Here is a 25,026-nt window from a genome sequence, read left to right as displayed (position 1 = left end):
CACCATCATTATGATCGCCCAAATGACATACAACCTGATACGTTGACACACCTTACAGTCGGTTTGCCACCAGCGGGATGAGTCTGGTTTCACGAAATACTCAGCGTTACTAATTTCTTTTACAGATGATCGCTTAAGCGAGTTCAGGTTGCAAAGATTTCTGTGCGCGACGATTGATAACACCTAACACCGTTGGCGTAAAAACCAGCGACAGGATCACCGAAAACCCGACACCGCCTGCCAACACCACCGCCAGGGGAGGCCAGAACGTGCCATTACTGAAAAGTAACAGCGGGATCAGCCCGCCCACGGTGGTAAAGGTAGTTGATAAAATATGCCGACTGCACCCCATGGTTTCTTCGACGATGGCGCGGGTATCACCACTGCGTGCCTTAGCGTTGCCGTTGATGGCCGCAATGACGACAATCGAGCCGTTTATTGCTACACCGATTAAGCCTGCACTACCCAGCAGGGGATTGAATCCCAGAGGCAGACCAGACAGCCACAAGCTGAACATTCCCAGGCCAACAGAAAGTATGGCCACTACCCCGATAAGGGCAGCCTTGCGCACGCTGTTAAAACTTAAAATCAGAGTAGTCAGCATCAATACCAGTAACACGGGCGCGTAGGTACCTAACTGTCCCATTGCTTGCTGCTGTTCGTCGGCGTCACCCGCCATTTTGATGCGATAGCCAGGCGGTAGTGAAATCGTTTCATCGATCAGCGCTTTCAGCTGGTTGCTGACATCTACTGCAGGAACCCCGGGTAACAGAAACGCCTGCACTTTATTAATCCTTTCGCCCTGCTTTCGGGTGATACTATTTAAAGCAGGCAGCAACGTCACTTCACTTAATGATGCCAACGTCAGCCAAGCGGCATTATCCAGCGAGTTAGGTATGGGCACTCCCATCATTTTGCTGATTGAATCCACTTCGGAAGCGGCTATCTTCACCCGCACCGGAATTTCTTCAGTGCCCTCAAGAACACTTCCGCCGGTGACACCAGTGAGCTGATGCTGTAATTGCACGGCAATTTCACTTAACCCCAGACCGGCACTTGAGGTAACGGTTTCGGTGGTTTGCAAAGTTAGTTCTGGCTCACCGTAACCAATTGATGCGATCGATTGTGTAATGCCATCAAGGCCACTCATCAGCAATCGAATCTGTTTACCCAGTGCGTCCAATTTTGCGATATCCTGGCCGATAATATCCACTTCAATGGGTGCAGCGATGGGCGGGCCCTGTCCAAATGCCCGTACGACGATTTTCAGATCAGAGAATTGCTGTTGCAACTCCTGTTGCAGTGCACCAATTAAATGACTAGCCTGGTCAGCAGATGCAGTTGTGACCACCGCGTTAGCAAAGTATGGCGTATTATCGCGCGTCATTACCTGATTGTAATAGACCGACGGAGCTGAACCGCCTACCAGCCAGGTCACCTGCTCAATATTCGCTTTTTGCTGGAGTACGCGGTCTACTGCCTGAGCTCGGGAAGCCGTATGCTTTATCGCAGTTCCCTCTGGAGTCCACAGGTAAATTTCAAACTGGTTGCGATCAGCACTGGGAAAGAAGACATTGTCCAGGCGAGACGTTAAGGCAAATCCGCTAACACATATTGCTACTATCAGAGTGATGACGGGGAATGGCCGTTTGATCCAGCTGCCCAGATAACGATTGAATGTTTGCGACAAAACTGGCGTATTCAACCCCGTTGTCCACCAGCGATTATTGCTTACCGTGCGTGGCAGGAACCGTGCAGCAAGCGCAGCGATGACAGTCAGAGAAATAAACAATGAACCGATGAGCGCCATCACAACACTTATGGCTATTGAGCTAATGAAATCACCAATATTACCGCTTAATAAAAAAATGGGCATAAAACCGAGAATGGTGGTCAACGTCGAAGCCAGCAGCGGGGTGAACAAGTGATTAACGCTTTTAATCATTGCCTGCAGCCTGGTTAACGCCATGTCACGCAAATTAATCCGTATTTCATCGGTGATAACGATGGCATTGTCAATTAGCAGGCCAATCGCGATAATCATGCCGAAAATAGACATTTGATGAAGCTGCACATTAAACAAACTTAGCGCAAAGAGCGTGAAGGCAGCGGTCAGAGGCAATGCCAGACTAACAATCCAGGCAGCGCGATAACCCATAAACAGAAATATTACCAGCACCACCACCAGACAGCCCAGCAACAGATTTCCCGATAACTCAACTAAGCGCGCCGATGTGTATTGATTTTGCTCAAAGGTCACCTTGGCAGAGAAACTACCGGCAAAGTCATGATTAAATGCATCGACTGCTTTAATGGCCTGCTCAGTCCATACCCCTGAGCGCAAAGTGGTCTGCATTCGCGCGGCGACAAACACTGTCTGTCTGCCATCAACAAACGCCATATCGCGCACCGGGGTTTTAATGCCGCGACTGATGGTAGCAATATCGGCTAAGCGCAGATAGCGACCGTCGTGATTGTGTAACACAATCTCTTTTATCACATCCAGATTGGCAAGCGGCTGGGCGACCTTGAGGCGATAATTGGTTAAATTGGTTTGCACAATGCCGGCAGGTAACTTCGCGTCAGCCAACTCAATTTGTTGGCTGACTTGAGCAAGGGTAAGCCCGGTTGGTGCCAGCTTCATGGGGTCAACATCGACCACAATCTCTTCTTCGGGGGCTCCGTACACACGCACAATCTCTGTACCGTTGACATTACGCAACCTGTCAGCCATCTCATCTGCCAACCGGGCGGTCATCGACAAAGGTGTTGCCTGATGAGCGGCTTCTATGGATAACAACAAGGTGAATGCAGTAGCACCGCGCTTCTCATCAAATATCGGTGCGCTCGCACCTTGCGGAAAGCGTGTCGACGCGGTAGCCAGACTGTCACGAATTTCGCTAAAAATTTGTTCGTTGTTAGTATTATTAACCCAATCCTGCAGCTCTAACTGAATAACCGAAATACCGGCTCTGGATGTAGACTGTATTTCTTTGATTTCGTAAATTTCGCGAAGCTGATCTTCCAACACGTCGCTGATCAATGCCTCCACCTGTTCGGCAGAAGCACCGGGATATGCAGTGATTACCAGCGTATTGCGCGTATCAATACGAGGATCTTCCAGACGGGGCAAATTGGTCAATGCTGAGAGGCCGGCAACCAGTAAAATCACCAGACTCAGAACGAGAAGATGCGGACGTTGATAGAATACGCTATACCATGGCTTGGCGGGCAGGCTCACAGGCTTGCTCCGTCGGTATGGGACTCAACTAGCGTGGCCCTTACCAGCTGTCCCGGTACCAGACGTTGCCCCCCCTGACTGACATACTTGTCACCGTCACTTATCGCTCCGCGCACGTAAGCCTCTTTTCCCGTCGCGTAAACAACTTCCACCAACCGGCTTTGCACACGTGATTTTTCCTCACCCGCTACGACCAGCAGTGACCATAAGCCACGTACTCCCTGCGTTAACGCAGTCAACGGCACCCATGCTCCCGGCTCGTCCACCCGGGTTTGCAGGGTGGTTGAGACCATATCGCCAATGATCAGGTTGCTGCGATCATTGGCAATTGCTATTAGCGCGTCTACCGTGCGTGTTTGGCGGTTTCGGGTAGGCTGTATACTTATCAGGCGGGCCTCAATGTCATCATTTCCAGTATTTACCATAACCGTTTTCGTGTTGGCTAACTGCGTTGCCAGTGCCTGCGGTAAAGCCAGGCGCGCCTGTAAATGGTCTGTTGCACCTAATGTTATGATTGGGGTAGCGGGCTGAACCACGGTACCTTCATCAACCAGCCTTGCAGCAACTACGCCGTCAAAAGGTGCGGTCAGTGTCGACTTATCCATCTCGACGCTGAGCGATGACATTGCAGCCTCAATCTCTTTCACTTGTGCAGAAACCACGTCATATCTAGCAACGGCCTCATCCACTTGCTGTTGTGAGGCCCCCCCCTGTTTCTGAAGGGTTTGCATTCGTTGTAAAGTCGATTTCGCCAGACTGACATCAGCGTTGGCACGTAACAAAGATGCCTGCAACTCCTTCAATTGGCTGCGAAGCCGGGAAGTGTCGAGGCTGGCCAGCACCTGCCCAGTAACGGTGGCATCGCCCTCTTCGACAGCAATAGACACCAGTTTGCCCGCCTGTTCGAAGCCAAGGTTTGAGGCACTGGCAGACTCCACTAACCCAAACACGCGTTGCTGACGGTGATAGAACGACTGCATGTTGATGAGGGATACATCGGCACGGGCAGTAGACTGTTCAGTTTTATGTTTATCCGCGCGACTGGCACCGGCTGAAAAAAGCAATGTCATTAGAATCGCCGTGCTCAAAGCAATGGTTAGCCATAATTGCAGTTTGCCAGAATCTGAAGAAATATTAGCCGCGGATGAATTATCTGACATACGTGTCCTTCGCTTTCGCTCAAGATGGTTCCGAAAAGTAAATGCGTGCGCGTATTTACTCGTGATAGGTTAATGCTATATTATAAATACTAGACCGTCTAGTTTGATAATTAAATTTAAGGATGTACTTTGCCTAAATCGGTTACAAAAAATGTTGGACGCCCAAAAAGTGAAGAGAAGCGTCAGCAAATACTGGATGCTGCGGTCGACCTGTTTTTAAGTCACGGCGTTACAGCTACCTCAATGGATGCCGTTGCCAAAGCATCAGGCGTGTCAAAGCAGACGGTGTATTCACACTTTGCCAACAAAGACGATTTGTATACTGCAGCAATTGAATCCAAATGTCAGGAATATTGGCTTGCACCCGAGGATTTGGGTTGTTGTGACGGAGAAACTGACGGCTTAAAGCACACACTCGAACTGGTGGGCGTCCAACTTCTCAGGCTGTTAAGTGATCCACAGGTTATATCCATGTTTCGTATCGTTATCAGCGAAGCTAAAAATGCGCCCGAAGTTGCCCAATTGTTTTATCAGGCAGGCCCAAGAAAGAGTGTTGAGGACATTGCCCATCTATTTCATAAAGCAAGTAAAGGCTTACTTACAATGGATGATTCAATTTCTCTGGCTATTCAGTTTCTAAATTTGTTAAAGGGCGATTTCCATATACGCAGCTTGTTTGGTCTGGATGAGACGCTAAGCAGCATGCAAATCAAGAAAAAGGTCGATGCATCAGTCAACAGCATCATGATCCTCTATCAAAACAAAATCAGTTAAGCAGCTGAATGGTTAGCCTGGCTAGCTTACTGAGATAAGCGCGTACTGATGTTGCACGCTTAGTTAAAATAAATGCACGGCCAAGCAGGTGTAGAGACACTGAATGTCGAACGGTTTCCCCAAATGTCCGGTAAAGCCCAAGGCTTTGTATTCTTCGATGTCCTGCGACATCACGTTTGCGGTTAATGCCAAGACAGGAATATTTAGATCCTGCTGACGAATCAATCTGAACGCATCTTTACCGTCCATCACTGGCATCTGAATATCCATTAGCACAATGTCTGGCTTTACCTCTTCAACCAGATCAACGGCCACTTTTCCATTTTCGGCAAAATAAAGTTGAGCCCCAGTTGGCTCGAGCATTGACTTGACCAACTCCCGGTTGATCTCATTGTCTTCGGCAATAACAATGACTTTGCCAGCAAGATTGGGCGGCCCCATGGTTTGTTTCGAGTTGGCAAGGGTTGGATCTTGCGTTGCACTTTGCAACGGAATAAATACGGTAAAGGTAGTACCAATACCTTCTGTGCTTGCTACACGAATATCGCCATTCATCAAACTGACGAGATTATTGGTAATCGACATACCCAATCCAGTACCGCCGAACTTGCGCGTGACCGAGGCATCAGCTTGCGTGAAACGTTCAAATAGCGTACCCACAGCTTCTTTTGACATACCAATGCCGGTATCACTAACTTTGATCAGCAAGCCTTCGACATTTTCACGGCGTTTTTCGTTGAATTGAATTTTAACGCCACCGGATTCGGTAAATTTAACAGCGTTAGAAACCAGATTCATTATGACCTGTCTGATCCTAACCGGGTCACCCTTCCACAGTTTTGAATCTGCATTTTTGAAATTGACGCGTAAACTAATCCCCTTCGAACTGGCGATAGGTAACATGTCTGACATAATTGATTCGGCGACTGCTTCCAGGGAGAAGTCGACGTTTTCCAAATCCAATTGGTTGGATTCGATTTTCGAATAGTCGAGTATGTCGTTAATAATTTTCAACAAGGCGTTGGCTGAATACAGCGCATTGGTGATCAGCCGGTCATGTTTAGTTTCTGTGGTGTCGCGTTTTAGTAATTGCAATGTACCAAGGATACTGTTCATGGGCGTACGTATTTCGTGGCTCATGTTAGAAAGAAACAAGCTCTTGGCTTTATTGGCACTTTCGGCTTGTTCTTTTGCATCTTTTAATGCTTTTTCTACGTTTTGTTGTTCGCTGATATCCTGCACTACCGACCAAATGCAGTCTTTCCCGTCCGTTGCCTTAATGCGAACGCCCGACAATAGCACCGGATAAATATGTCCATCCCTGTGAATATACTCTTTTTGATACGGACCGTATCGCCCCTCTTCTTTCATTAAAGCGAGCTGTTGATACTCCTGCTCCTTGTACTTATCAGGGGTAAGTTGCCAATAATCCATTCGATTTAATTCATCAATGTTATAACCGGTAAATCGACCAAACTCTTTATTCACGTAAGTAAATGCACCGGTTTGCAAATCGTTGATTGCAATACCTACAGGTGCCAGATTGACGAATTGCTCAAACTTCTCCTTTTCGTTCTGGTAAGCAATTTCAAAGTTTTTCGCATCACTAAGCGCTTTTTCCAACTGATTCTGTGTATGAATTAATGTACTGATGTCTCTCCAGGTAGCAAGCACATGAAAATTATCATCAACCGGGATTGCGGTTAATGAAACCAGACACGGAAACGTGGTGCCATCCAGGCGAGAATGTTCCCATTGAAAAATTTGCGGACCCTGGTTTATGGTCTTGCCGATGTGTTCTAACGCCAGATCATTGGAGAATTGACCACATGGTTGTATTTCAGGCGAAATATCAGCGGGTGATAAGCTAAGAAAGGCTGCTTTGCTCTCAACACCATGCATTGTTGTCGCTGCGTGATTGCACTCAATAAATTTGCCCGTCGATGCGTCTAAAATTGACAGTGGATCCGCAGAAATATCGAACAGTTTTTTATACCTGTCTCTTTCTTGCTGAGTGTTCTGAAGCTCACGTTTGAGTTGTTTATTTTCTTCCTCTAACGTCATTGGTCGCCTTGTTTATTATATTAATTTAGCTGGTTGTGCAGTTTTACAACGATTGAAAAGGGTGAAACCACCTACCAGTTCTTTATACAATAGTCTAGTTTTCATGAGGATACACACCATTAAGCGAGCAGGCCAGAATAATTGTAAGTTTCTGGAGCAGCACATATTTACTCTTGGTGATGAGTAGAACGGTGAGCAACGCATCTACCCGCAAAGCAAAGCATGTTTTTACTCGCGTAATTTTTGCTTTATCTGATTGGCAGCTAACGCCGAATCCTGCCACACCTGCTTTTGATCTTCAGTAAAAGGATGCTGCGCCAACTCACAAAATAGCTTCGCCATATCTTTCAAGGGTAATACAAAGGCGGGGTGGTCATTGAGTAATGCATTTAGTGGCAGGTATGGCTCGTAAGCGTCATCAGGAGACTGGGCGATTGTGATGCCACCTTGATACGTGGTTTCTTTAAGTCCTTCTACGCCATCGTTAAGTTTGCCTGTGAGCAACACCGCGATCGCACGATTTTGATATTCACGCGCTCCTGACTTAAACAGGTAATTGATGGACGGTCGCCACTCTTCGTCATCGGGGAGTTCGGAGTACATGATGCGGTTGTCGTCGATACCGATATGCATATCTTCACGGGGAAGATAGATAACACCTGATTTGACTACGTCGCCCTCCTCCGGAACGACTACACGCAACGCTGATGCATTTTGTAGAATCTTCAGCATTAATTCTTTTTTCGTATTGCTTTTACGTCTTCGATGCAATAAAAAAAATAACGGAGCAGGAAAATCATCTGGCAACGCACTGGCCAGATACGTCAAGGCTTTAACACCACCGGCTGACGCCCCGATAAAAAATACCGGATTAATTGCGGGGTATCTTCCCTCGACTTCAGTCATTTTCATCACTTAAATAGTTTTTCAGCAATCGATGTAAATCAAGTATTTCTACCGGCTTAGGCAGAAAATTATCCATGCCAGCCTTGCGACATTTTTCAATCACGTCGTTATGCACATGCGCAGAAACCGCGATAACTTTCGTATTTTTGGCTTTTTCCGGGGGAAATTGCGCCTTAAATTGTTCGAAAAACTCAAAACCATCCATGCCGTCCATTTGTAAGTCAAGCAAAACCAGTGCGTACGGCGTAGATTTTAACTGTTCAATTCCGGCTTGGGCTTCGCGCACTACGTCGAAATTGACTCCCATTCGTTCAAGATACGATTCAAGGATAAAGATATTGCTCTCGTTGTCTTCAACAATCAGTACTTTTTTATCATTGATGTTCGCCAACGTTAAATTTTGTGCAACATCAGCTGATTTGCCGGCGTTTCGCGGTTTTGGTGTCTTAAGAGGTATTGAAACGATAAAACGCGTGCCCTGTCCCTCCTCACTCTCAACACTTACCGTGCCTTGCATTAAATTTACCAACTCTCTGACAATTGAAAGTCCCAACCCAGAGCCGCCGAAACGTCGTGAAATGGAAGAATCAGCCTGAGTGAATTTTTCAAACACTTTAGACAAGCTTTGCTCAGACATTCCGATACCGCTATCACTTACCTCAAGTTTGACTTCATAAAAATCCTGATGCCATTGCCCGGTAACCCTTATGTCAATATTTCCCCGCTCAGTAAATTTGATGGCGTTGGATAACAGGTTTGCCATAATTTGCTGTACCCGCAGCGGATCACCTAAAAACTCGGCGGGTAAATGCTTATCTATGTGGGTATTAACATCTAAATTTTTTCGAGCAATTTCACCGGCGTAAACATCCATCAGATTGCTAATCACTTCCTGTACTGAGAAGTGAGTGAACTCCAGTGACAACTGGCCGGCTTCAAGCTTCGCAAAATCCAGCAAATCATTTAACAGATTTTTCAGATTTGCAGTAGCGCTGGATAATATTTCCAGTAAACGGTCACGCTTTTTAGTATCGTTAATCTGCAAACTAAACACTTCATTGACGCCGACAATCGCGTTCAGTGGCGTGCGAATTTCATGGCTGACATTGGCTAAGAACTCACTTTTCGCCATACTGGCCTGATGGGCAACTTTTCGACTCTGTTCCAGGGCTTTTTTCTGTTGCATCAATTCAGTGTTATCAATGAAACTAAGAATTGCACCGTCGTTTGACTGGTTGGCCATGAGGTAGGGAGTGACATGCAACCAGTAGTACGCTTCACCCTTTCTAAGTTGCACTGTTTGCACCCGATTGGTTTGGGTCACTTTGTCAATTAATTCGCGCAGGTTAAGCGCCTTGAACGTATGCTCGAGGTTATCGCGAAAATTATCCAGCTCGTCAGATAAGCTAAAAAACTCTCTGGCCGCTTTGTTCGCTCTTAACGCCGTAAGGTTTTTATCAACATAAACTAGCGGAAAAGCAAGCGAGTTTTTAATGTTTGTTAATTGGTTTGACATATACTCAAGCGCTGTTGTTTTTGCGTTGAGTTCATCATTCATGGTAACCAGTTCTTCGTTGGTAGATTGTAACTCTTCGTTCGTGGTTTCTAATTCTTCATTGGAAGACTGCAACTCTTCATTCGATGATTGCAGCTCCTCGTTCATGGATTGCAGTTCTTCGTTCGAGGTTTCCAACTCTTCGATAACGGTTTGAATGTGCTCCCGCGCCATCGATAGTTCATCTTCCAACTCTTTAATTCGATAATTGCTTTCCGTATGTTCGCTTGGCTCAGCCCCACTTCGCTCCTGGTGTATTATCTTGAAACACACCAGCAGATACTTATCGTTGTTATCGTCAAGCTGGACCGGATAAACACTCATGCGCACTTTAACGATGTTACCGTCTAACGTCATTTTACGCGGCTGCCCGGTGGTCATTACCTTTGAACGAATAACCTTAAACACCAGCGGTCTGACTTCATGTTTAAAGGTCTCGATGACAATTTCACACAAATTGAGCGATGGTTTACCTTTGGGTAACTTAAGGTAATGTGAGGTGGCACCATAGAGATGTTCAACGTCCAAATTATCATTAATCAGTATACTGGCATCGCCAAGCTGCTCGACAAAGGTTTCAGGTAACGAAGGTACTTTGACGGTATCCTGTGATTTTCTTGTTTCCTGTAACTCAGTCACCGCTGACTTGCCGCTTAATAAGAATCGCTGTGGATTAAAGGATGACACCGCACGTTTTTGAAAAATGCGATCCTGTGCTTTTACCGGCCTGAATATATCGGTTACCTGCGCTGTACTTTCTGACTTTCCCAAAAACAGGTAACCGCGCTCGCGCAGCGAATAGTGAAATATTCGATAAACTTTCTTTTGCAGTTCCTGCTCGAAGTAAATCAACAGGTTACGACAGGTGATCAAATCCACACGCATGAAAGGTGGGTCATCGATAATGTTGTGACCAGAGAATAGAATGAGCTTTTTTAACTCACTGATAACTTCGTACTGGCCGTTCTTTTTAGTGAAATATTTTTCACGGTATTGGGGTGGCACATCTGCCATTGACGCTTCGCTATAGACCCCGCGCCGGGCAACGGTTAACGCATCGGTGTCCACATCGGTGGCAAAGATCTGGTGATCGCTTTCGGCCAGCTTTTCAGTTCCGCCCAACATTTCTGCCAGCATAATGGAAAGGCTATAGGCCTCTTCCCCTGTGGCACAACCTACTACCCACAGGCGTATTGGATCGCCCTTGGCTTTGCCTTTACCGATATCCTGCAGTACCGATTCGAGCTGCCTGAACGTGGCTGGGTCTCGAAAAAAGTTGGTTACCGAAATTAAAATGTCTTTATACAGCAACCTGACTTCATCTTCGTCCTGGTTAAGCAGATCCACATAGTCATCAAATTCAGCAATGCCCGTGGCCAGCATGCGCCTTTCAATTCGCCGTTGCAGGGTGGCTTTCTTGTATTGTTTAAATGACACCCCGCAGGTTTTGCGAACCAGCGTAAACAGCTCCAGTAGTCTGTCCTGAATCTCTTCGTCTTGCAGGGCCGCGCGTAATTTCTGGGGCAGTTGTGAACTTAGATTGGATAAATGAGCCCCAATTTCGTTGGCCGACATAACAAAATCAACACAATCTGTATCAGTGGCCGCTCGCGGCATACCATCGTACGCTGCGCTTTCGCAGTCTTGCGCATATGTGATGCCGCCCGTGGCACGTATCATTTTGATCCCGTGGGCACCGTCAGTACCAGTGCCTGACAGGATAACGCCGATAGCACTTTCTTTCTTCTCCTCGGCCAGCGACACAAACAGGTTGTTTACTGAGGGTTTAGGTATGGCCGGATCATCAGCGTCTGCCAGACGAATTTTATCGCCCTCAACAAACACATCATATTTTGGTGGTGTGATATAAATAACATTGGGTTTCGCTTCCAGATTGTCGACGATGGTTTCGACTTTTAAGCTGGTGTTGCGTTGAATGAGTTCAGTAAGTTTACTTTCATGTTTCGGCGATAAATGTTGTGCAACAATGTAGTACATATTGGCATTTTGCGGCAATCCACTGCAAAAAGATTGTATAGCTTCCAGACCACCAGCGGATGCGCCTATTCCGACCCAAAAGTAATGTTGGTCTGTGTTGCTCGATGACATCAATTAAAACCCAAAGTTCGCAATGTATTTATGCACGGATAGTAAGCGTTAAACAGGTTAAATGCCATATTCGCACACATTAACAAGGTTTAATGTTAATGATTAATAGAAAGTTTTATTAATTTTAGATCGATTCAGAATACTCTACAGCGCGCATTGAGTTTGCTACACTTAGCGCGATTTTCACCGACAACGTTTATTGAGAGTACTTCATGGCCGATTTTACGGGCAACCATATTCTTAGCGTTAACCAATTTGATCGTGATGCAATTGATAAAGTGTTCACCGTTGCCGACAGTATGGCGCCTTACGCCAAACGTCAGAAACGCACTGAAGTGCTAAACGGTGCCATTCTGGGCAACCTCTTTTTCGAGCCCAGCACGCGAACCCGGGTTAGTTTTGGCACTGCTTTCAATTTATTGGGTGGCGAAGTGCGCGAGACCACGGGTATGGATAATTCTGCTTTGGCTAAGGGCGAATCGTTATATGACACTGCGCGCGTACTCAGTGGGTATTCGGATATTATTGCCATGCGTCACCCGTTCGCGGGATCTGTGGCCGAATTTGCAGAGGGCAGCCGGGTGCCGGTTATCAATGGCGGTGATGGTGCGAACGAACATCCTACTCAGGCTTTGCTAGATTTATTCACGATTAAACGCGAACTTGAATATCATGGTCAACATATTGATGGTTTGCATATCGCGATGATAGGTGACTTGCGTTATGGACGCACGGTCCACTCATTGTGTAAGTTGCTGTGTCTGTATAAGAACATTCATTTTACACTGATTTCGCCGAAAGAGTTGGGCATGCCGCAACCTATTATTGATACGGTGGCAAATGCGGGCCATAAACTGACCATTACCGAGCAATTAGAAGGTAATATGGATGCAGATATCTGTTATCAGACGCGTATTCAGGAAGAGCGCTTTCCCTCACAGGATGAAGCCAATAAGTTTCGTGGCAAATTTCGCTTGAATCAGGATATATATACCAAACATTTTCAGTCCAAAACGGTCATTATGCATCCACTACCGCGCGATTCACGCATGGAAGCGAATGAATTAGACAATGATCTAAACCTCAACCCTAAGCTGGCGATTTTTCGACAAACCGATAATGGCGTGCTGGTAAGAATGGCACTGTTTGCGCTTACTCTTGGGGTAGAAAACCTGGTCAGCAAATACGAACGTGATGTCATCTGGCACAGCAACAAGAGTAGCTAAAATTTATGTTTCAACACGATATACAACAGTCCGAAAAGTTATTTTCCCGTGCACAAAAAACGATTCCAGGTGGCGTCAATTCCCCCGTCAGGGCATTTAAGGCTGTAGGTGGCACCCCACGCTTCATCAGTAAAGCTGATGGCCCCTATATTTGGGACGTTGACGGAAAGCGCTACATAGATTATGTGCAATCATGGGGCCCAATGGTATTGGGCCACAATCACAGCGCCATTCGTCAGGCCGTAATAACCGCGGCTGAAAATGGCCTGAGTTTCGGTGCGCCAACGGAAGCTGAAGTGATCATGGCAGAAAAAGTCAGCGCTTTGGTACCGTCGATGGAAATGGTGCGCATGGTAAATTCTGGCACCGAAGCAACCATGTCAGCTATCCGTCTGGCGCGGGGCTACACCGGCCGCAATAAATTGATCAAATTTGAGGGCTGCTATCACGGCCACGCTGATTCACTGCTGGTGAAAGCGGGTTCAGGCGCGTTAACCCTTGGAGTGCCAAGTTCGCCAGGCGTACCTGCCGATGTAGCGCAACACACGCTCACCGCCGAATTCAATAATTTAGCCAGCGTCGAACAGATGTTTGCCGAGTATCCAGACGATATTGCCTGTATCATCGTTGAGCCTGTAGCTGGCAATATGAACTGCATTCCGCCTGTAGAAGGTTTTCTGCAAGGGCTGCGCAAATTATGTGATAACAATGGTAGTGTTTTAATATTTGATGAAGTCATGACCGGCTTTCGCGTCGCACGCGGGGGTGCTCAGGAGCGTTACGCGGTAGTTCCTGACCTTACCTGCTTAGGCAAAGTGATTGGCGGTGGTATGCCGGTGGGCGCATTTGGTGGTAAACGGGATATCCTCACGCACATAGCGCCGACCGGCCCGGTTTATCAGGCAGGTACGTTATCTGGCAATCCGGTTGCGATGGCGGCGGGCCTGGCTGCGCTGGCTGAGCTGGAAAACGAATCGCTCTATCCGCATATTTATCATCTAACTGAGGCGCTGGTTAATGGTTTTCAGGCGGCAGCTGATAAGCACGGCATCCCCTTGACCACTAATCATGCGGGTAGCATGTTTGGCATCTTCTTTACTGATCTGGACAAGGTGACCAATTACCAACAGGCGATTAACTGCAATAACGAACAGTTTAAGCAGTTTTATCATGGCATGCTGGATGCGGGCGTTTACATGGCACCGGCATCTTATGAAGCGGGCTTTATGTCCTATGCACATACCGACGCGCTCATTGCAGAAACGGTCAGTGCGGCAGAGCATATCTTCAGCAAACTGTAGTGGTCAGTGCGTACATTGCAGCGACTGTTCATCTGCACTGTGTTGTGTTCACTCAGCGCGGATGAACTAAACAAATTTATTGCTGGCCCTGCTGTCGAATAAAGGTCACTGAGGGCGCGAAGAAAGCCGCGCCCGTCTCAGCATTCGTAAAGTCGAGCCACCTGTCGTACTCACCTTCTTCAAGGCCGAAAATCTGACTGTGCAGCATGGTTTTAAAGTATCTGGCGCTGGCAGAACAGCTCACGAAAAATAATCCCTGTAGGCTCATGTCACCGTACGGCATACCTTGCTTCAATAATCCAGGCGATTCCGAGTCAGGATCTTTTGCGCTGGCGCGAACGCAATGAGATGAAGCATTTTGTTCTGAGCTGGCAAGATTGTGCTCGCGGGTCATCCCCATTATTTGCTCCTGCTGGCGCTCAGACAAGCTAAACCAGCGACGCAAATCATGCCGGTAACGCTGAACATGAACATAACTGCCACCCGTAAAATCAGGATCGCGCTCATCTACGATGGCAACTTCGCGGCGCTTCATACCCCTCGGATTTTCATACGCGTACATGAAGCCGTTTAGATCCCGTCCATCCAAATAACGAAAGCCCCTCACCTGCTCCACCATTTCTACATGGATACGCAACAATTCGACAATTTCCACACCAATCGCGTGACATATGTCCAGACGGTCGGCACGGATTTGAATGAATAAATCGCACGGCATAACGGGTGCGCTGCGATCATCACATTGCATATCGGGGAAAGGGGTTAACTCTGTTGGGATAAGGCCTGGGTAAAGTTCAGGCCAGTAGTTGGTACCGACCGCGATCATGCCGGTCACCATAGCTTCATAATGCTCGTTTTCATAGTGGTCGAAAATATCCAGCACACGCGAAAGCTTTGCCCGCACGGCCTGACTATCGTCGTCGACCACGTTGAGTAACAAATATTGAGCATGCAGATTGGGTTCAGCGCACACGCCCTTTTGAGGTTGAGTCATGCTAGGTCCGCTTGCCTTTAGGCTATTATTGTTAGCGCGAATACACCTAGTGTGGCTCAGAACCCTGCTGCTTGTCCATCTTTTCGACTTTCTGACGCACCAATATAAAGCTTTTTGCGCGGATCGTAACCAATCGCCTGATATCCGCCGTACGCCCCTATCGCTGGTTGCAAGGTGTGGCCCCAACGCATCAGCGTACGCTTTACTTCTTCGTCGATACCAGACTCAAGACTGACTACGCCACCATCCGTCATCAGCTCGCCTGTAGGACTGCTGGAACCGCTATGTAAAATTCTGGGTGCATCGCCCGCTTCCTGCACATTCATCCCGAAGTCAATCATGTTAACCAGTACCTGCGCATGCATTTGCGGTTGTGCACCGCCGCCCATCACACCAAAGCTCAACCAGGGTTGATTGTTGCGGGTGACAAACGCGGGAATGATGGTGTGAAAAGGACGTTTGCCTGGCTCGTATTCATTGAAATGCCCTTCCTGCAAGGTAAATAGTTCACCGCGATTTTGCAAAATAAAGCCCAATCCGGTTGGGGTCATACCTGAGCCCATACCACGGTAGTTACTTTGAATCAGTGACACCATATTACCCTTAGCATCAGCAACCGTGAGATAAATAGTATCTCCGTTGTTGATGCCGGCATCATACCGCTCGGCCGCTCTTTTGGGCTTGATTAACTGGCGACGCTGTTGTGCATATTCCTTTGAAATTAACCAGTCGACAGGTATGTCGTTAAACGCGGTATCCGCGTAGTATTTGGCACGATCTTCAAATGCCAGCTTTTTCGCCTCAACAAAGGTATGAATATATTCTGCTGAGCCAAACCCCATGCCTTCGATATCGTATTGTTCCAATATATTCAGGATCTGAATTGCAGCAATGCCCTGACCATTGGGTGGCAGCTCCCACACATCATAGCCGCGATAATTGGTCGAAACGGGCGTCACCCATTCCGATTTATGCGATGCCAAATCTTCATACGTTAAGAAGCCTCCCTGCTCTTTCATATATGCCGCAATAGTACGAGCGATATCGCCTTTGTAAAAAGCATCACGACCACCACTGGCCAGTTTTTCATAGGTTGCCGCCAACGCAGGATTTTTGAAAATGTCACCTTTGCGAGGTGCTTTGCCATTAGGTAGGTAAATATCGGCAAAACCTTCGTATTCACCAATGCGCTCTGCGTTGACCTTCCAGTAGTAGGCGATCAATTCCGAAACCGGAAACCCGTTCTTAGCATAGCGAATGGCCGGCGTTAGCAACTTACTCATGGTCAGCTTGCCGTACTTTTTGTGTAGCATGAACCAACCGTCTACTGCGCCAGGTACCGATACCGGCAGTGGCCCAAAAGAGGGGATCTTTGTCAGTCCCTGTTCGGTAAAGTGCGCTTTGGTAAGACTTTGAGGCGAACGGCCTGAGGCATTCAATCCAATCAGTTTTTTCTCTTCAGCATCCCAGACGATGGCAAATAAATCACCGCCAATACCATTACCCGTAGGCTCTACCAGCCCCAACATCGCATTCGCCGCAATCGCAGCGTCCACAGCCGACCCGCCTTTTTGCAGAATATCCAGTGCCACCTGGGTTGCCAGTGGTTGACTGGTTGCCGCCATACCATGTTGCGCCAGTACTTCAGAGCGGCTTGCGTGCATCTCGCCGGTTACCCTGTCATAGGCCGTCACGCTAGCAGTGCTGAATACGGTAAGAAGAATCAGTAGTAAACGCATAGCACACCTTTTGTTTTATTATTCCAACCCATTATGTCATCGAGTAACAAATTTTTTCCAGCCCATCTATCGTCCACAATGGTGCAGTCATGCTTTATTAACACGCAACGACATTAATGGAAAAAGTTTAATGAACAGTGTAGTAGCTCATTACGTAAAAAGTGGTTCCTGAGCACAAAACGTATCCCATGCACCGCGCTTATTGCCTTGTGGATTTGTAAAAATTGCTTGAGTTTCTGCTTAGCGGCCACCTTAGTGCATTCTGGCATCTTTTTTTCTTAGCAAAATCAAGCGAAGTAAACGTAATTTGGATTGGGAAGGATTTTGCATTATGAATAAGGTTATGCGGGGCTTTCTTTTTTATTTTTCCGTCTGATACAGGACGCATGTAACATTTCAGGAGGACTGCACATGCGCAATGAATTTAGTATCGTCACTATCGTTAAGGGGCGTTTACGCCAGCTATCCAATCTTATCGGCAGTATTGAAAATGCAAAACTTCACCCAAAAGAATTGATCGTGGTATGGATGGCCCCCCCTTGCAGTGAGTCGTTGATGACCAGCGATCATTTTGCCATTCACCATAAATTTGTCGCCAATGAACCCTTGCCCATCGCCAAAGCGCGGAATAAAGGTTTTCATGCATGTTCAACCAGCCGTGTCATATATATGGATGTTGACTGTATCTGTTCACCAGAATTGTTTGAAGGCATGTTAAGCTGTCTTTCCGACAAGCGTGTGGTTATTCCGCAAATAAGATACCTAAGCAGCATTCCGGAATGCGCTGATTATCATCTCTTGGCTACACAAGCCACCGGCGATCCTGCAAGTGAGTGGATGCCGCTCAACGCTGACGTCGATTTCAGCAAATTCAAAACGTTGGCCTTTGCAATGAATAAGACCGATTTTGAAACGGTGGATGGGTTTGATGAAGCTTTTCATGGCTATGGTGTGGGCGATGTTGATTTTGCCAGTCGCTGCGAGGCCGCTGGGCTGCGCCTTCATCTGATCCCCGAAGAAGTATTACATCAATATCACCCCACATTCGATCCACCGATTAACCACCTGTTTGATATCGTGAATAACGCCTCTGTATTCAAACAAAAGTGGGGCCGTTACCCACTTGAACAATGTTTGAAAAAGTTCGCCGACGAGGGGCTGATTAACCCTGATTATCAAGAAGCAGGCTTACGTGTAAGGCGCATGCCCAGTCAGGAAGAGATCCACGCCCACTTATCCATAAAACCGTTCTAATCGGGAGGGCCAGGCTCCCTCCCCTTCAATCGCATTTTCAATGTGGTTAATAAGGTTTAACCATTAAACCTTTCCTGTTTTCCCTGTGTAAAACGTTAAGCACTTCTAGAAGTTTGTGCGTCAGCCTATCATCTACGAAGGAAAAAATTTATGGCAGAATCTTTCAAATACAAAGGAAATAAAGGCTCAGGAGGGGAGCTCCATCAAAAGCCAGAGGCACAGGATCAAGTTATGACTACCGCACAGGGATGTCCGGTCAGCGATGATCAAAATTCACTTAAAGCCGGAGAACGCGGCCCCGGTCTTATCGAAGATCATGTACTACGCGAAAAGCTTTTTCATTTCGACCACGAACGCATTCCGGAACGAGTCGTACATGCCAGAGGCTACGGAGCACATGGCTATTTTGAAAGCTATGGAAATGTGTCAGATATCACCAGCGCGGATTTGTTTCAGAAAAAAGGACAGAAAACACCGGTTTTTACCCGCTTCTCGACGGTTGCAGGGAACAAAGGTTCCCCTGACTTACCACGTGACGTGCGCGGATTTGCAGTGAAATTTTATACCAACGAAGGTAACTGGGATCTGGTGGGCAATAACATCCCGGTCTTTTTCATTCAGGATGCCATTAAGTTTCCTGACCTGATTCACTCCGCCAAACAAGAACCCGATCGGGGCTTTCCCCAGGCGCAGACCGCTCACGATAACTTCTGGGATTTTATCAGCTTGACCCCTGAATCCATGCATATGGTGATGTGGGCCATGTCAGATAGAGCCATTCCACGCTCATTACGTTTTATGGAAGGATTTGGCGTACATACCTTTAAATTCGTGAATGACAAGGGAGACGAGAAATTTGTTAAATTCCACTGGAAGCCTAAATTAGGCATGCAGTCAGTGGTATGGAACGAGGCGCTTAAAATTAATGGTGCGGATCCCGATTTTCATCGCAGAGATCTGTGGGATGCAATACAGGCGGGTGACTACCCGGAATGGGAATTAGGCGTACAAGTATTCGACCGTGAATTTGCCGATAAATTTGAGTTTGACGTGTTAGACGCTACTAAGCTTATTCCCGAAGAAGAGGTGCCGGTTAAGCTAATTGGCAAGATGGTGCTGGACAGAGTGGTGGATAACTTTTTTGCAGAAACCGAGCAGGTCGCATTTTGTACCCAGAATATTGTTCCCGGTATAGACTTCACTGAAGATCCGCTGTTACAAGGTAGAAACTTCTCCTATCTGGATACGCAATTAAAACGTTTAGGCAGCCCCAACTTTACTCATTTGCCTATTAATGCTCCTAAGTGCCCTTTCAGGCATCTGCAACAAGATGGGCATATGGCGATGCATAACCCGAAAGGCAGGGTGAACTACGAGCCAAATTCGTGGCCGCGAGATGAACACAACCCAAGAGCCTGTCCAGACACCGGCTTCAAGAGTACGGCAGAACCGGTTTCGGGGAGTAAATTGCGTTATCGCTCAGAAACCTTTGCTGACCATTACAGTCAGGCTGCGCAATTTTATCGAAGCCAGACTGACATTGAGCAAATGCATATTCAGAATGCGTTAACCTTTGAGCTGTCCAAAGTTGAGACGCTCGCGATTCGCGAACGGATGGTTTCTCATTTGCTTAATATTGATAAAGAACTGGCACAGACCGTAGCTGATAACCTCGGCTTGCAGGAAATGCCAGAAGCGGCCGAAGCTGCGATGAAAACCAATACCAAGCTTAAAATATCTGATGCATTGAGTATCCTTAAAAATGCTCCTAATACATTTAAAGGAAGAAAACTGGGTATTCTCGCCACCGACGGCATGGATGAAGGCATTCTCAATGCCCTCACTGATGCGTTGAAAAATGCTGGAGCTATGTACGAAGTAGTGGCCCCAACGGTAAATGGTGTGAAAACAGATAAGGGCACGCATGTTAAAGGTGATCAGTTGGTTAATGGTGGCCCGTCCGTTCTTTATGATGCGGTTGCTATTATCACCTCTGCAGAAGGGGCGAAGAAACTGTCAGATATTCCTGAAGCAAAAGACTTCGTGATGGATGCGTTTGCGCATAAAAAGTATATCGGCTACACATCGTCGGCCATGCCATTGTTTGAAGAGACTAATCTCAAAGGAAAAATGGACAAAGGCTGTATTGAAATCACCGCGGCTAATGGAAAGGATTTTCTTAATGAGGCTAAAAATTTACGATTCTGGAAACGTAAATAAGCGGTTTGCCGAACTAAAAAAAAGCGCTTCAGTTGAAGCGCTTTTTGGTTAATTAACCAGCCCGGCCGCCGGTAAAATCGGGATAGGCCTCCAGACCACACTCACTCATATCCACGCCGTCGTATTCCTCTTCTTCGCTTACCCGCACACCCAGTACTGACTTAATCGCCAGCCAGGTGAGCAGGCTTGCACAGAAGACCCACACAAAGATTGTCAGGGCGCCGATAATTTGCCCGCTAAAGCTCACTTCGCCGTTAGTGACTGGTACCAGTAGCAGCCCTAGTAAACCAACAGTACCATGCACTGAAATAGCTCCCACTGGATCGTCGATCTTAAGCTTATCTAGAGCGACAATACTCAAAACTACCAGCACGCCCCCTGCAGCACCAAACACGGTAGCCAGTAATGGTGTTGGTGTTGACGGCTCTGCGGTTATAGCAACCAGCCCCGCCAAGGCACCGTTTAAGGCCATGGTTAAATCGGCTTTGCCAAACATCAGGCGAGCCAGAACTAAGGCTGCAATAGTGCCACCTGCTGCCGCAGCATTGGTATTCATAAAGACCACCGCGACTGAGTTTGCGCTTTCAACCGTTGCCGTAGCCAGCACTGACCCGCCATTGAAGCCAAACCATCCCATCCACAAAATGAATGTACCTAACGTAGCCAGTGGTAAATTAGCACCTGGAATGGCCACCGCTTTGCCATCTGCAGTGTACTTGCCTTTGCGTGGTCCCAGTACAAGCACGCCCGCCAGTGCCGCGGCCGCACCGGCCATGTGCACAATGCCTGATCCTGCGAAGTCAGAGAAGCCTAAATCGCCCAGGGTATACAAACCGAATACTGCTTCTCCGCCCCAGGTCCAGGAACCTTCAAGCGGATAAATCAATCCTGTCATGACCACCGCAAAAATTAAAAATGCCCACAACTTCATCCGCTCTGCGACCGCGCCGGAGACGATAGACATCGCCGTCGCTACAAACACGACCTGAAAGAAAAAGTCTGCTGAAGGGGCATACGTTGCTGGTTCTTCGGTCACGCCAGTTGCACCGTCGCCCACGATGCCATTTAAAAACAATCCCCAGTCGCCACCGCCATACATGATGCCATAGCCGCAAATCATATACATGGTGCAGGCAATCGCAAATAGTGCGATATTTTTGGTTAATATTTCAGTGGTATTTTTTGCTCTCACCAAGCCGGCTTCCAGCATCGCGAAACCGGCAGCCATCCACATTACTAACGCACCACATACCAAAAAGTAAAAGGTATCCAGCGCATATCCAAGTTCAAATGTTGTTTCCATTATTTATTCCTCAACTGATATTGTGCTGAACGTTAAATTGCATCGCCGTCTGACTCACCAGTACGAATGCGTACTGCGTGTTCAAGATCGTAAACAAACACTTTGCCATCGCCGATTTTGCCGGTTTTTGCCGCGCCAACGATAGCCTCAACCAAACGTTCCACCTGCTCGTTTTGAATGGCAATCTCGAGTTTTACTTTGGGTAGAAAATCAACCTGATATTCTGCGCCACGGTAAAGTTCTGTGTGACCTTTCTGACGTCCGAAACCTTTCACTTCGGTCACGGTCAACCCGTCTATACCAATGTCTGAAATGGCTTCGCGAACGTCATCAAGCTTGAATGGCTTTATGATCGCAGTAACTAATTTCATGATGTGCTCCGCAATGAATGAAAAACTGAATGTTGTAATTATTTGTAAATGAGTCTTTTCAAGAGCTGTACCAAAAAACAAACCTTATAATTTACATATACTTATTCAGTTTTATTACATAAAGCAGCAGTTTTTATGCACGATTTTGGTGCATTTGAGCATTTAAGCACCAGGATAAGGCAAACACTTACGGAACTAATGCGTGATTTTTGCGTCTTTAATTGCAGTTAATGTAAAGGTGTTGGTATGGACGCAGCAGTAGTCACACCAGGTTGGATTGCTCAACAACAACCGCCTGCAGAGCATGCGCAAACGAACTATTTTTGGTTGGTTTCGCTGTTAATGCATGGTGTGCTATTTTCGCTGGTGGTGATGTTCCACGTCAGTCAGGTGCCTGACGCCGTTCCACCTGATGCAACTATCAACGCCAGGCTCGTATTGCCTCCGATCATGGTAGAAAAAACCAACATCGATAGCGCGCTACAAGACGTTAGCACTTCGCCTGAACCTGCTTTAGTTGAATCGGCCAAACTCAAACAACAAACTGCAGACACACAGCCAATCACACCGCAGGCTGAAATAGTGCCGGTGGCGTCTGCGCCAGCTGACCGTGCCACTGAAAGTAACGTCAGAGCCAGGTTAAATTTATCGCCAGGCCGCGCGCTGAAAAGCCTTCAATCAGCCACACAGCAAGCCCTGGCAGACAGCGCTAATCAACAACGCAGACGTTTGCTTACCTCACCGCAGCTGATAGACCCACGCAAAGGCGCAGATGAACCTATACCGCTCAATCGGTCCCACAAAATAAACTGTGACAAAGGCATCAACCGGGCGATTGGTTTTGTCAGTGGCATCACCGGGGGGTCCTTGGCCTGCTCGGAACGCGACAGCGACATAGACCGTTTTATAGATAAACATAAAAAGTAATGACACCCACTTTAAAAGCGGGCGTAAGCTGTTTATGCTAAACCAAAATTTACAGGAATTTTTATCGTGGCCGCTGCAAACTTACTCGCTTTAATTGACGATATTGCTGCATTGTTAGATGACGTTGCTGCGATGTCTAAAGTCGCTGCGAAAAAAACCGCGGGAGTACTGGGTGACGATTTAGCTTTAAACGCTAACCAGGTCAGCGGCGTTAAACCGGATCGAGAACTCCCGGTAGTCTGGGCAGTCGCGAAAGGTTCATTTTTAAACAAGCTGATCCTGGTTCCGGCAGCGCTACTGATAAGCGCATTCGTTCCAATGCTTATTACGGTGCTGCTTATAATAGGCGGTCTTTACTTATGCTACGAAGGTGCAGAAAAAGTTATTCATCGCTTTTTCTATCAACACACACCGGATGAGCGCGCGTCGCGTCTGAAAGCGCTCGCTGATAGCGACATCGATTTAGTTGCAATGGAAAAGGAAAAAATAAAAGGTGCCATTCGCACCGATTTTATTCTTTCTGCGGAAATTATTGTTATTGCTTTAGGCACAGTTCAACAGGCTGATTTTATCACCCAGGTAGGCGTGTTGAGCGCATTGAGTATTGCTATTACCATTGGCGTATACGGGCTGGTTGCCGGTATTGTTAAAATGGACGATGCCGGACTGTATTTGCTGCGTCAATCAATTAACAGTAGTTGGAGCCGCATCAAGCGCTTTATCGGTCGCGCACTATTAATCACGGCACCCATGTTAATGAAGTTTCTTGCCGTTGTCGGCACGCTCGCCATGTTTCTGGTGGGCGGGGGCATACTAACCCACAATATCGGGTTCATTCATCATGCAGCCACGGCCATCATTCAGGTAGCCCCACAATTCAGCTTGCTTAGCTCAATTGTGTTCGACGGGATAACCGGCTTCATCGCAGGTTGTGCTGTCATGCTTCTGTTCGGGTTGGTAAAAAAAATACTGGGTAAATAACCAATATAAAAGCGGCTTTTTCGTCCCTGGAAAAAGCCGCTTTTAGCTCAATCCGCCAGCTTTCCCCGCATTACCACCAACAATGGTCAATTAGACTATTACACCAAAACTTTTTGGCTATTTTTTAGCATCATTCACACAATAGTTATTGGTTTGATTTTTTCATCAAAATAAAAAACATTTAAAATCAATTATTTATTGTTTTTTTCTGCTCTGGCACAACTATCGCTATAGGTATTGCGACTTAATCAATAACTGCCACGAAGTAAACTTAGTAGTAGAAGGTAATGAGCAGTTAACTTATCAATGAAAGGAGAAATCAATGAAAACTGTACCTCGTATCCTAACTGCTCTTTTGGTTTTATCTGCATCTGGCGTAACGATGGCCGAGTCTCAAGGCAATGATGTACTTAACCAGGTAATCACTGCAGAACTGCAACAGCATGTTGCCTTGACCAGCCAGGAACTTAACTCTGCTGCGCGCAATGATGTCCTTAATACCAGTTATCAGTTCTCGCCCAAAGTGAGCGAAAAACAGATGGTAGCCAAAGTTACCGTGCGTCAGCTTAAAGAAGTAGATTTGCGCGAAGATACCGCACGTCAACTTAAACAAGTTGACTTACGCAAAGACACCGACGCGTAATCGTCACCATGATCAGCGCAATTGCAATGCTAGGTTTGGTGTTAGCGCCTGTAGCTGCTTATTTGGCCAGCGTGATCCTATTTAACGGCGTACAAGCCATTGTACGCCGCGTTAATGCCAATTCTCATTAGTATGACCCAAATACGTCTCATATTAATGCGCATTGGTATCAACAGTGAATCTCTATCCCGTAGGGCCTTTACCTCAGGTCAATGAGTTAATTTTCAGGAAGACAAGACGCGTAATCTGTACCTCCTT

Annotated in this window: 17 protein-coding genes; 8 read left to right on the top strand and 9 right to left on the bottom strand. The window is 47.0% G+C overall.

The window, feature by feature from the left end; all coding sequences use genetic code 11:
• Positions 1 to 133: 133 nt before the first annotated feature.
• Both HCJ96_RS08335 and HCJ96_RS08330 read right to left on the bottom strand, forming a co-directional pair.
• A complete protein-coding gene (locus tag HCJ96_RS08335; RefSeq protein ID WP_169210583.1) occupies positions 134 to 3,241 on the bottom strand; it encodes an efflux RND transporter permease subunit in 3,108 nt (1,035 codons plus the stop codon).
• Entirely contained in the window at positions 3,238 to 4,401 is a 1,164-nt protein-coding gene (locus HCJ96_RS08330) for an efflux RND transporter periplasmic adaptor subunit (protein ID WP_169210582.1), read from the bottom strand. The genes HCJ96_RS08335 and HCJ96_RS08330 overlap by 4 nt, the downstream gene beginning before the upstream one ends.
• Positions 4,402 to 4,530: 129 nt before the next feature.
• Between HCJ96_RS08330 and HCJ96_RS08325 the strand changes: the two genes are divergently transcribed.
• Entirely contained in the window at positions 4,531 to 5,175 is a 645-nt protein-coding gene (locus HCJ96_RS08325; protein ID WP_169210581.1) for a TetR/AcrR family transcriptional regulator, read from the top strand.
• 63 nt (positions 5,176 to 5,238) lie between these two features.
• Here the strand turns inward: HCJ96_RS08325 and HCJ96_RS08320 are convergent, their stop codons facing one another.
• The 3 genes from HCJ96_RS08320 to HCJ96_RS08310 all read right to left on the bottom strand — a co-directional run bounded on the left by HCJ96_RS08320 (position 5,239) and on the right by HCJ96_RS08310 (position 11,809).
• Positions 5,239 to 7,239 carry an ATP-binding protein gene (locus tag HCJ96_RS08320; protein ID WP_169210580.1) on the bottom strand — a complete coding sequence of 667 codons (2,001 nt, stop codon included), beginning with the start codon at positions 7,237 to 7,239 and terminating at the stop codon, positions 5,239 to 5,241.
• Between the two features lie 228 nt (positions 7,240 to 7,467).
• Positions 7,468 to 8,145 carry a chemotaxis protein CheB gene (locus HCJ96_RS08315; protein ID WP_169210579.1) on the bottom strand — a complete coding sequence of 226 codons (678 nt, stop codon included), beginning with the start codon at positions 8,143 to 8,145 and terminating at the stop codon, positions 7,468 to 7,470.
• On the bottom strand, positions 8,138 to 11,809 hold the full coding sequence (locus HCJ96_RS08310) for a CheR family methyltransferase (RefSeq protein ID WP_169210578.1): 3,672 nt from the start codon (positions 11,807 to 11,809) through the stop codon (positions 8,138 to 8,140). Before HCJ96_RS08310 ends, HCJ96_RS08315 begins: the two co-directional genes overlap by 8 nt.
• Before the next feature lie 212 nt (positions 11,810 to 12,021).
• Here HCJ96_RS08310 and HCJ96_RS08305 point away from each other — a divergent pair, with 212 nt between their 5' ends.
• Together HCJ96_RS08305 and hemL are read left to right on the top strand one after the other, a co-directional pair.
• Positions 12,022 to 13,035 carry an aspartate carbamoyltransferase gene (locus HCJ96_RS08305; RefSeq protein ID WP_169210577.1) on the top strand — a complete coding sequence of 338 codons (1,014 nt, stop codon included), beginning with the start codon at positions 12,022 to 12,024 and terminating at the stop codon, positions 13,033 to 13,035.
• 20 nt (positions 13,036 to 13,055) lie between these two features.
• Positions 13,056 to 14,336, top strand: a complete 1,281-nt coding sequence (gene hemL, locus HCJ96_RS08300; protein ID WP_169210768.1) for a glutamate-1-semialdehyde 2,1-aminomutase — start codon at positions 13,056 to 13,058, stop codon at positions 14,334 to 14,336.
• A 76-nt stretch (positions 14,337 to 14,412) separates the two neighbouring features.
• Here the strand turns inward: hemL and HCJ96_RS08295 are convergent, their stop codons facing one another.
• Together HCJ96_RS08295 and ggt are read right to left on the bottom strand one after the other, a co-directional pair.
• Positions 14,413 to 15,330, bottom strand: coding sequence for a Dyp-type peroxidase (locus HCJ96_RS08295; protein WP_169210576.1), 918 nt, complete (start codon positions 15,328 to 15,330; stop codon positions 14,413 to 14,415).
• A gap of 56 nt (positions 15,331 to 15,386) precedes the next feature.
• Positions 15,387 to 17,069, bottom strand: coding sequence for a gamma-glutamyltransferase (gene ggt / locus HCJ96_RS08290; RefSeq protein ID WP_169210575.1), 1,683 nt, complete (start codon positions 17,067 to 17,069; stop codon positions 15,387 to 15,389).
• Between the two features lie 411 nt (positions 17,070 to 17,480).
• On the opposite strand from ggt, the gene HCJ96_RS08285 reads away from it, so the two are divergent.
• Together HCJ96_RS08285 and HCJ96_RS08280 are read left to right on the top strand one after the other, a co-directional pair.
• On the top strand, positions 17,481 to 18,323 hold the full coding sequence (locus HCJ96_RS08285; RefSeq protein WP_169210574.1) for a glycosyltransferase family 2 protein: 843 nt from the start codon (positions 17,481 to 17,483) through the stop codon (positions 18,321 to 18,323).
• Between the two features lie 150 nt (positions 18,324 to 18,473).
• Positions 18,474 to 20,543: a catalase gene (locus HCJ96_RS08280; RefSeq protein WP_169210573.1), complete on the top strand. Its 2,070-nt coding sequence runs from the start codon at positions 18,474 to 18,476 to the stop codon at positions 20,541 to 20,543.
• A gap of 52 nt (positions 20,544 to 20,595) precedes the next feature.
• Here the strand turns inward: HCJ96_RS08280 and HCJ96_RS08275 are convergent, their stop codons facing one another.
• Both HCJ96_RS08275 and HCJ96_RS08270 read right to left on the bottom strand, forming a co-directional pair.
• Positions 20,596 to 21,846, bottom strand: a complete 1,251-nt coding sequence (locus tag HCJ96_RS08275) for an ammonium transporter (RefSeq protein ID WP_169210572.1) — start codon at positions 21,844 to 21,846, stop codon at positions 20,596 to 20,598.
• Positions 21,847 to 21,878: 32 nt separating this feature from the next.
• Entirely contained in the window at positions 21,879 to 22,217 is a 339-nt protein-coding gene (locus tag HCJ96_RS08270; protein ID WP_169210571.1) for a P-II family nitrogen regulator, read from the bottom strand.
• 246 nt (positions 22,218 to 22,463) lie between these two features.
• On the opposite strand from HCJ96_RS08270, the gene HCJ96_RS08265 reads away from it, so the two are divergent.
• The 3 genes from HCJ96_RS08265 (at position 22,464) to HCJ96_RS08255 (ending at position 24,768) form a co-directional block, all read left to right on the top strand.
• The gene (locus tag HCJ96_RS08265; RefSeq protein WP_169210570.1) at positions 22,464 to 23,144 is read left to right on the top strand and encodes a hypothetical protein; all 681 of its coding nucleotides are present in this window, start codon (positions 22,464 to 22,466) and stop codon (positions 23,142 to 23,144) included.
• Between the two features lie 66 nt (positions 23,145 to 23,210).
• Positions 23,211 to 24,125: a DUF808 family protein gene (locus HCJ96_RS08260; RefSeq protein ID WP_169210569.1), complete on the top strand. Its 915-nt coding sequence runs from the start codon at positions 23,211 to 23,213 to the stop codon at positions 24,123 to 24,125.
• Positions 24,126 to 24,447: 322 nt separating this feature from the next.
• Entirely contained in the window at positions 24,448 to 24,768 is a 321-nt protein-coding gene (locus HCJ96_RS08255; protein WP_169210568.1) for a hypothetical protein, read from the top strand.
• Positions 24,769 to 25,026 lie beyond the last annotated feature (258 nt).

Source organism: Alteromonas ponticola (assembly GCF_012911815.1).
Taxonomy (GTDB): Bacteria; Pseudomonadota; Gammaproteobacteria; order Enterobacterales; family Alteromonadaceae; genus Alteromonas; species Alteromonas ponticola.
This window is presented reverse-complemented; position numbering and strand designations above follow the sequence as displayed.

Excerpts from the sequence above, each read along its gene's own strand:
- HCJ96_RS08315 (WP_169210579.1), bottom strand. The coding sequence starts at position 8,145 with ATGACTGAAGTCGAGGGAAGATACCCCGCAATTAATCCGGTATTTTTT.
- HCJ96_RS08270 (WP_169210571.1), bottom strand. The coding sequence starts at position 22,217 with ATGAAATTAGTTACTGCGATCATAAAGCCATTCAAGCTTGATGACGTT.
- HCJ96_RS08275 (WP_169210572.1), bottom strand. The coding sequence starts at position 21,846 with ATGGAAACAACATTTGAACTTGGATATGCGCTGGATACCTTTTACTTT.
- HCJ96_RS08295 (WP_169210576.1), bottom strand. The coding sequence starts at position 15,330 with ATGACTCAACCTCAAAAGGGCGTGTGCGCTGAACCCAATCTGCATGCT.
- HCJ96_RS08285 (WP_169210574.1), top strand. The coding sequence starts at position 17,481 with ATGCGCAATGAATTTAGTATCGTCACTATCGTTAAGGGGCGTTTACGC.
- HCJ96_RS08310 (WP_169210578.1), bottom strand. The coding sequence starts at position 11,809 with ATGTCATCGAGCAACACAGACCAACATTACTTTTGGGTCGGAATAGGC.
- HCJ96_RS08280 (WP_169210573.1), top strand. The coding sequence starts at position 18,474 with ATGGCAGAATCTTTCAAATACAAAGGAAATAAAGGCTCAGGAGGGGAG.
- HCJ96_RS08305 (WP_169210577.1), top strand. The coding sequence starts at position 12,022 with ATGGCCGATTTTACGGGCAACCATATTCTTAGCGTTAACCAATTTGAT.
- HCJ96_RS08265 (WP_169210570.1), top strand. The coding sequence starts at position 22,464 with ATGGACGCAGCAGTAGTCACACCAGGTTGGATTGCTCAACAACAACCG.
- HCJ96_RS08320 (WP_169210580.1), bottom strand. The coding sequence starts at position 7,239 with ATGACGTTAGAGGAAGAAAATAAACAACTCAAACGTGAGCTTCAGAAC.
- HCJ96_RS08330 (WP_169210582.1), bottom strand. The coding sequence starts at position 4,401 with ATGTCAGATAATTCATCCGCGGCTAATATTTCTTCAGATTCTGGCAAA.
- HCJ96_RS08255 (WP_169210568.1), top strand. The coding sequence starts at position 24,448 with ATGAAAACTGTACCTCGTATCCTAACTGCTCTTTTGGTTTTATCTGCA.
- ggt (WP_169210575.1), bottom strand. The coding sequence starts at position 17,069 with ATGCGTTTACTACTGATTCTTCTTACCGTATTCAGCACTGCTAGCGTG.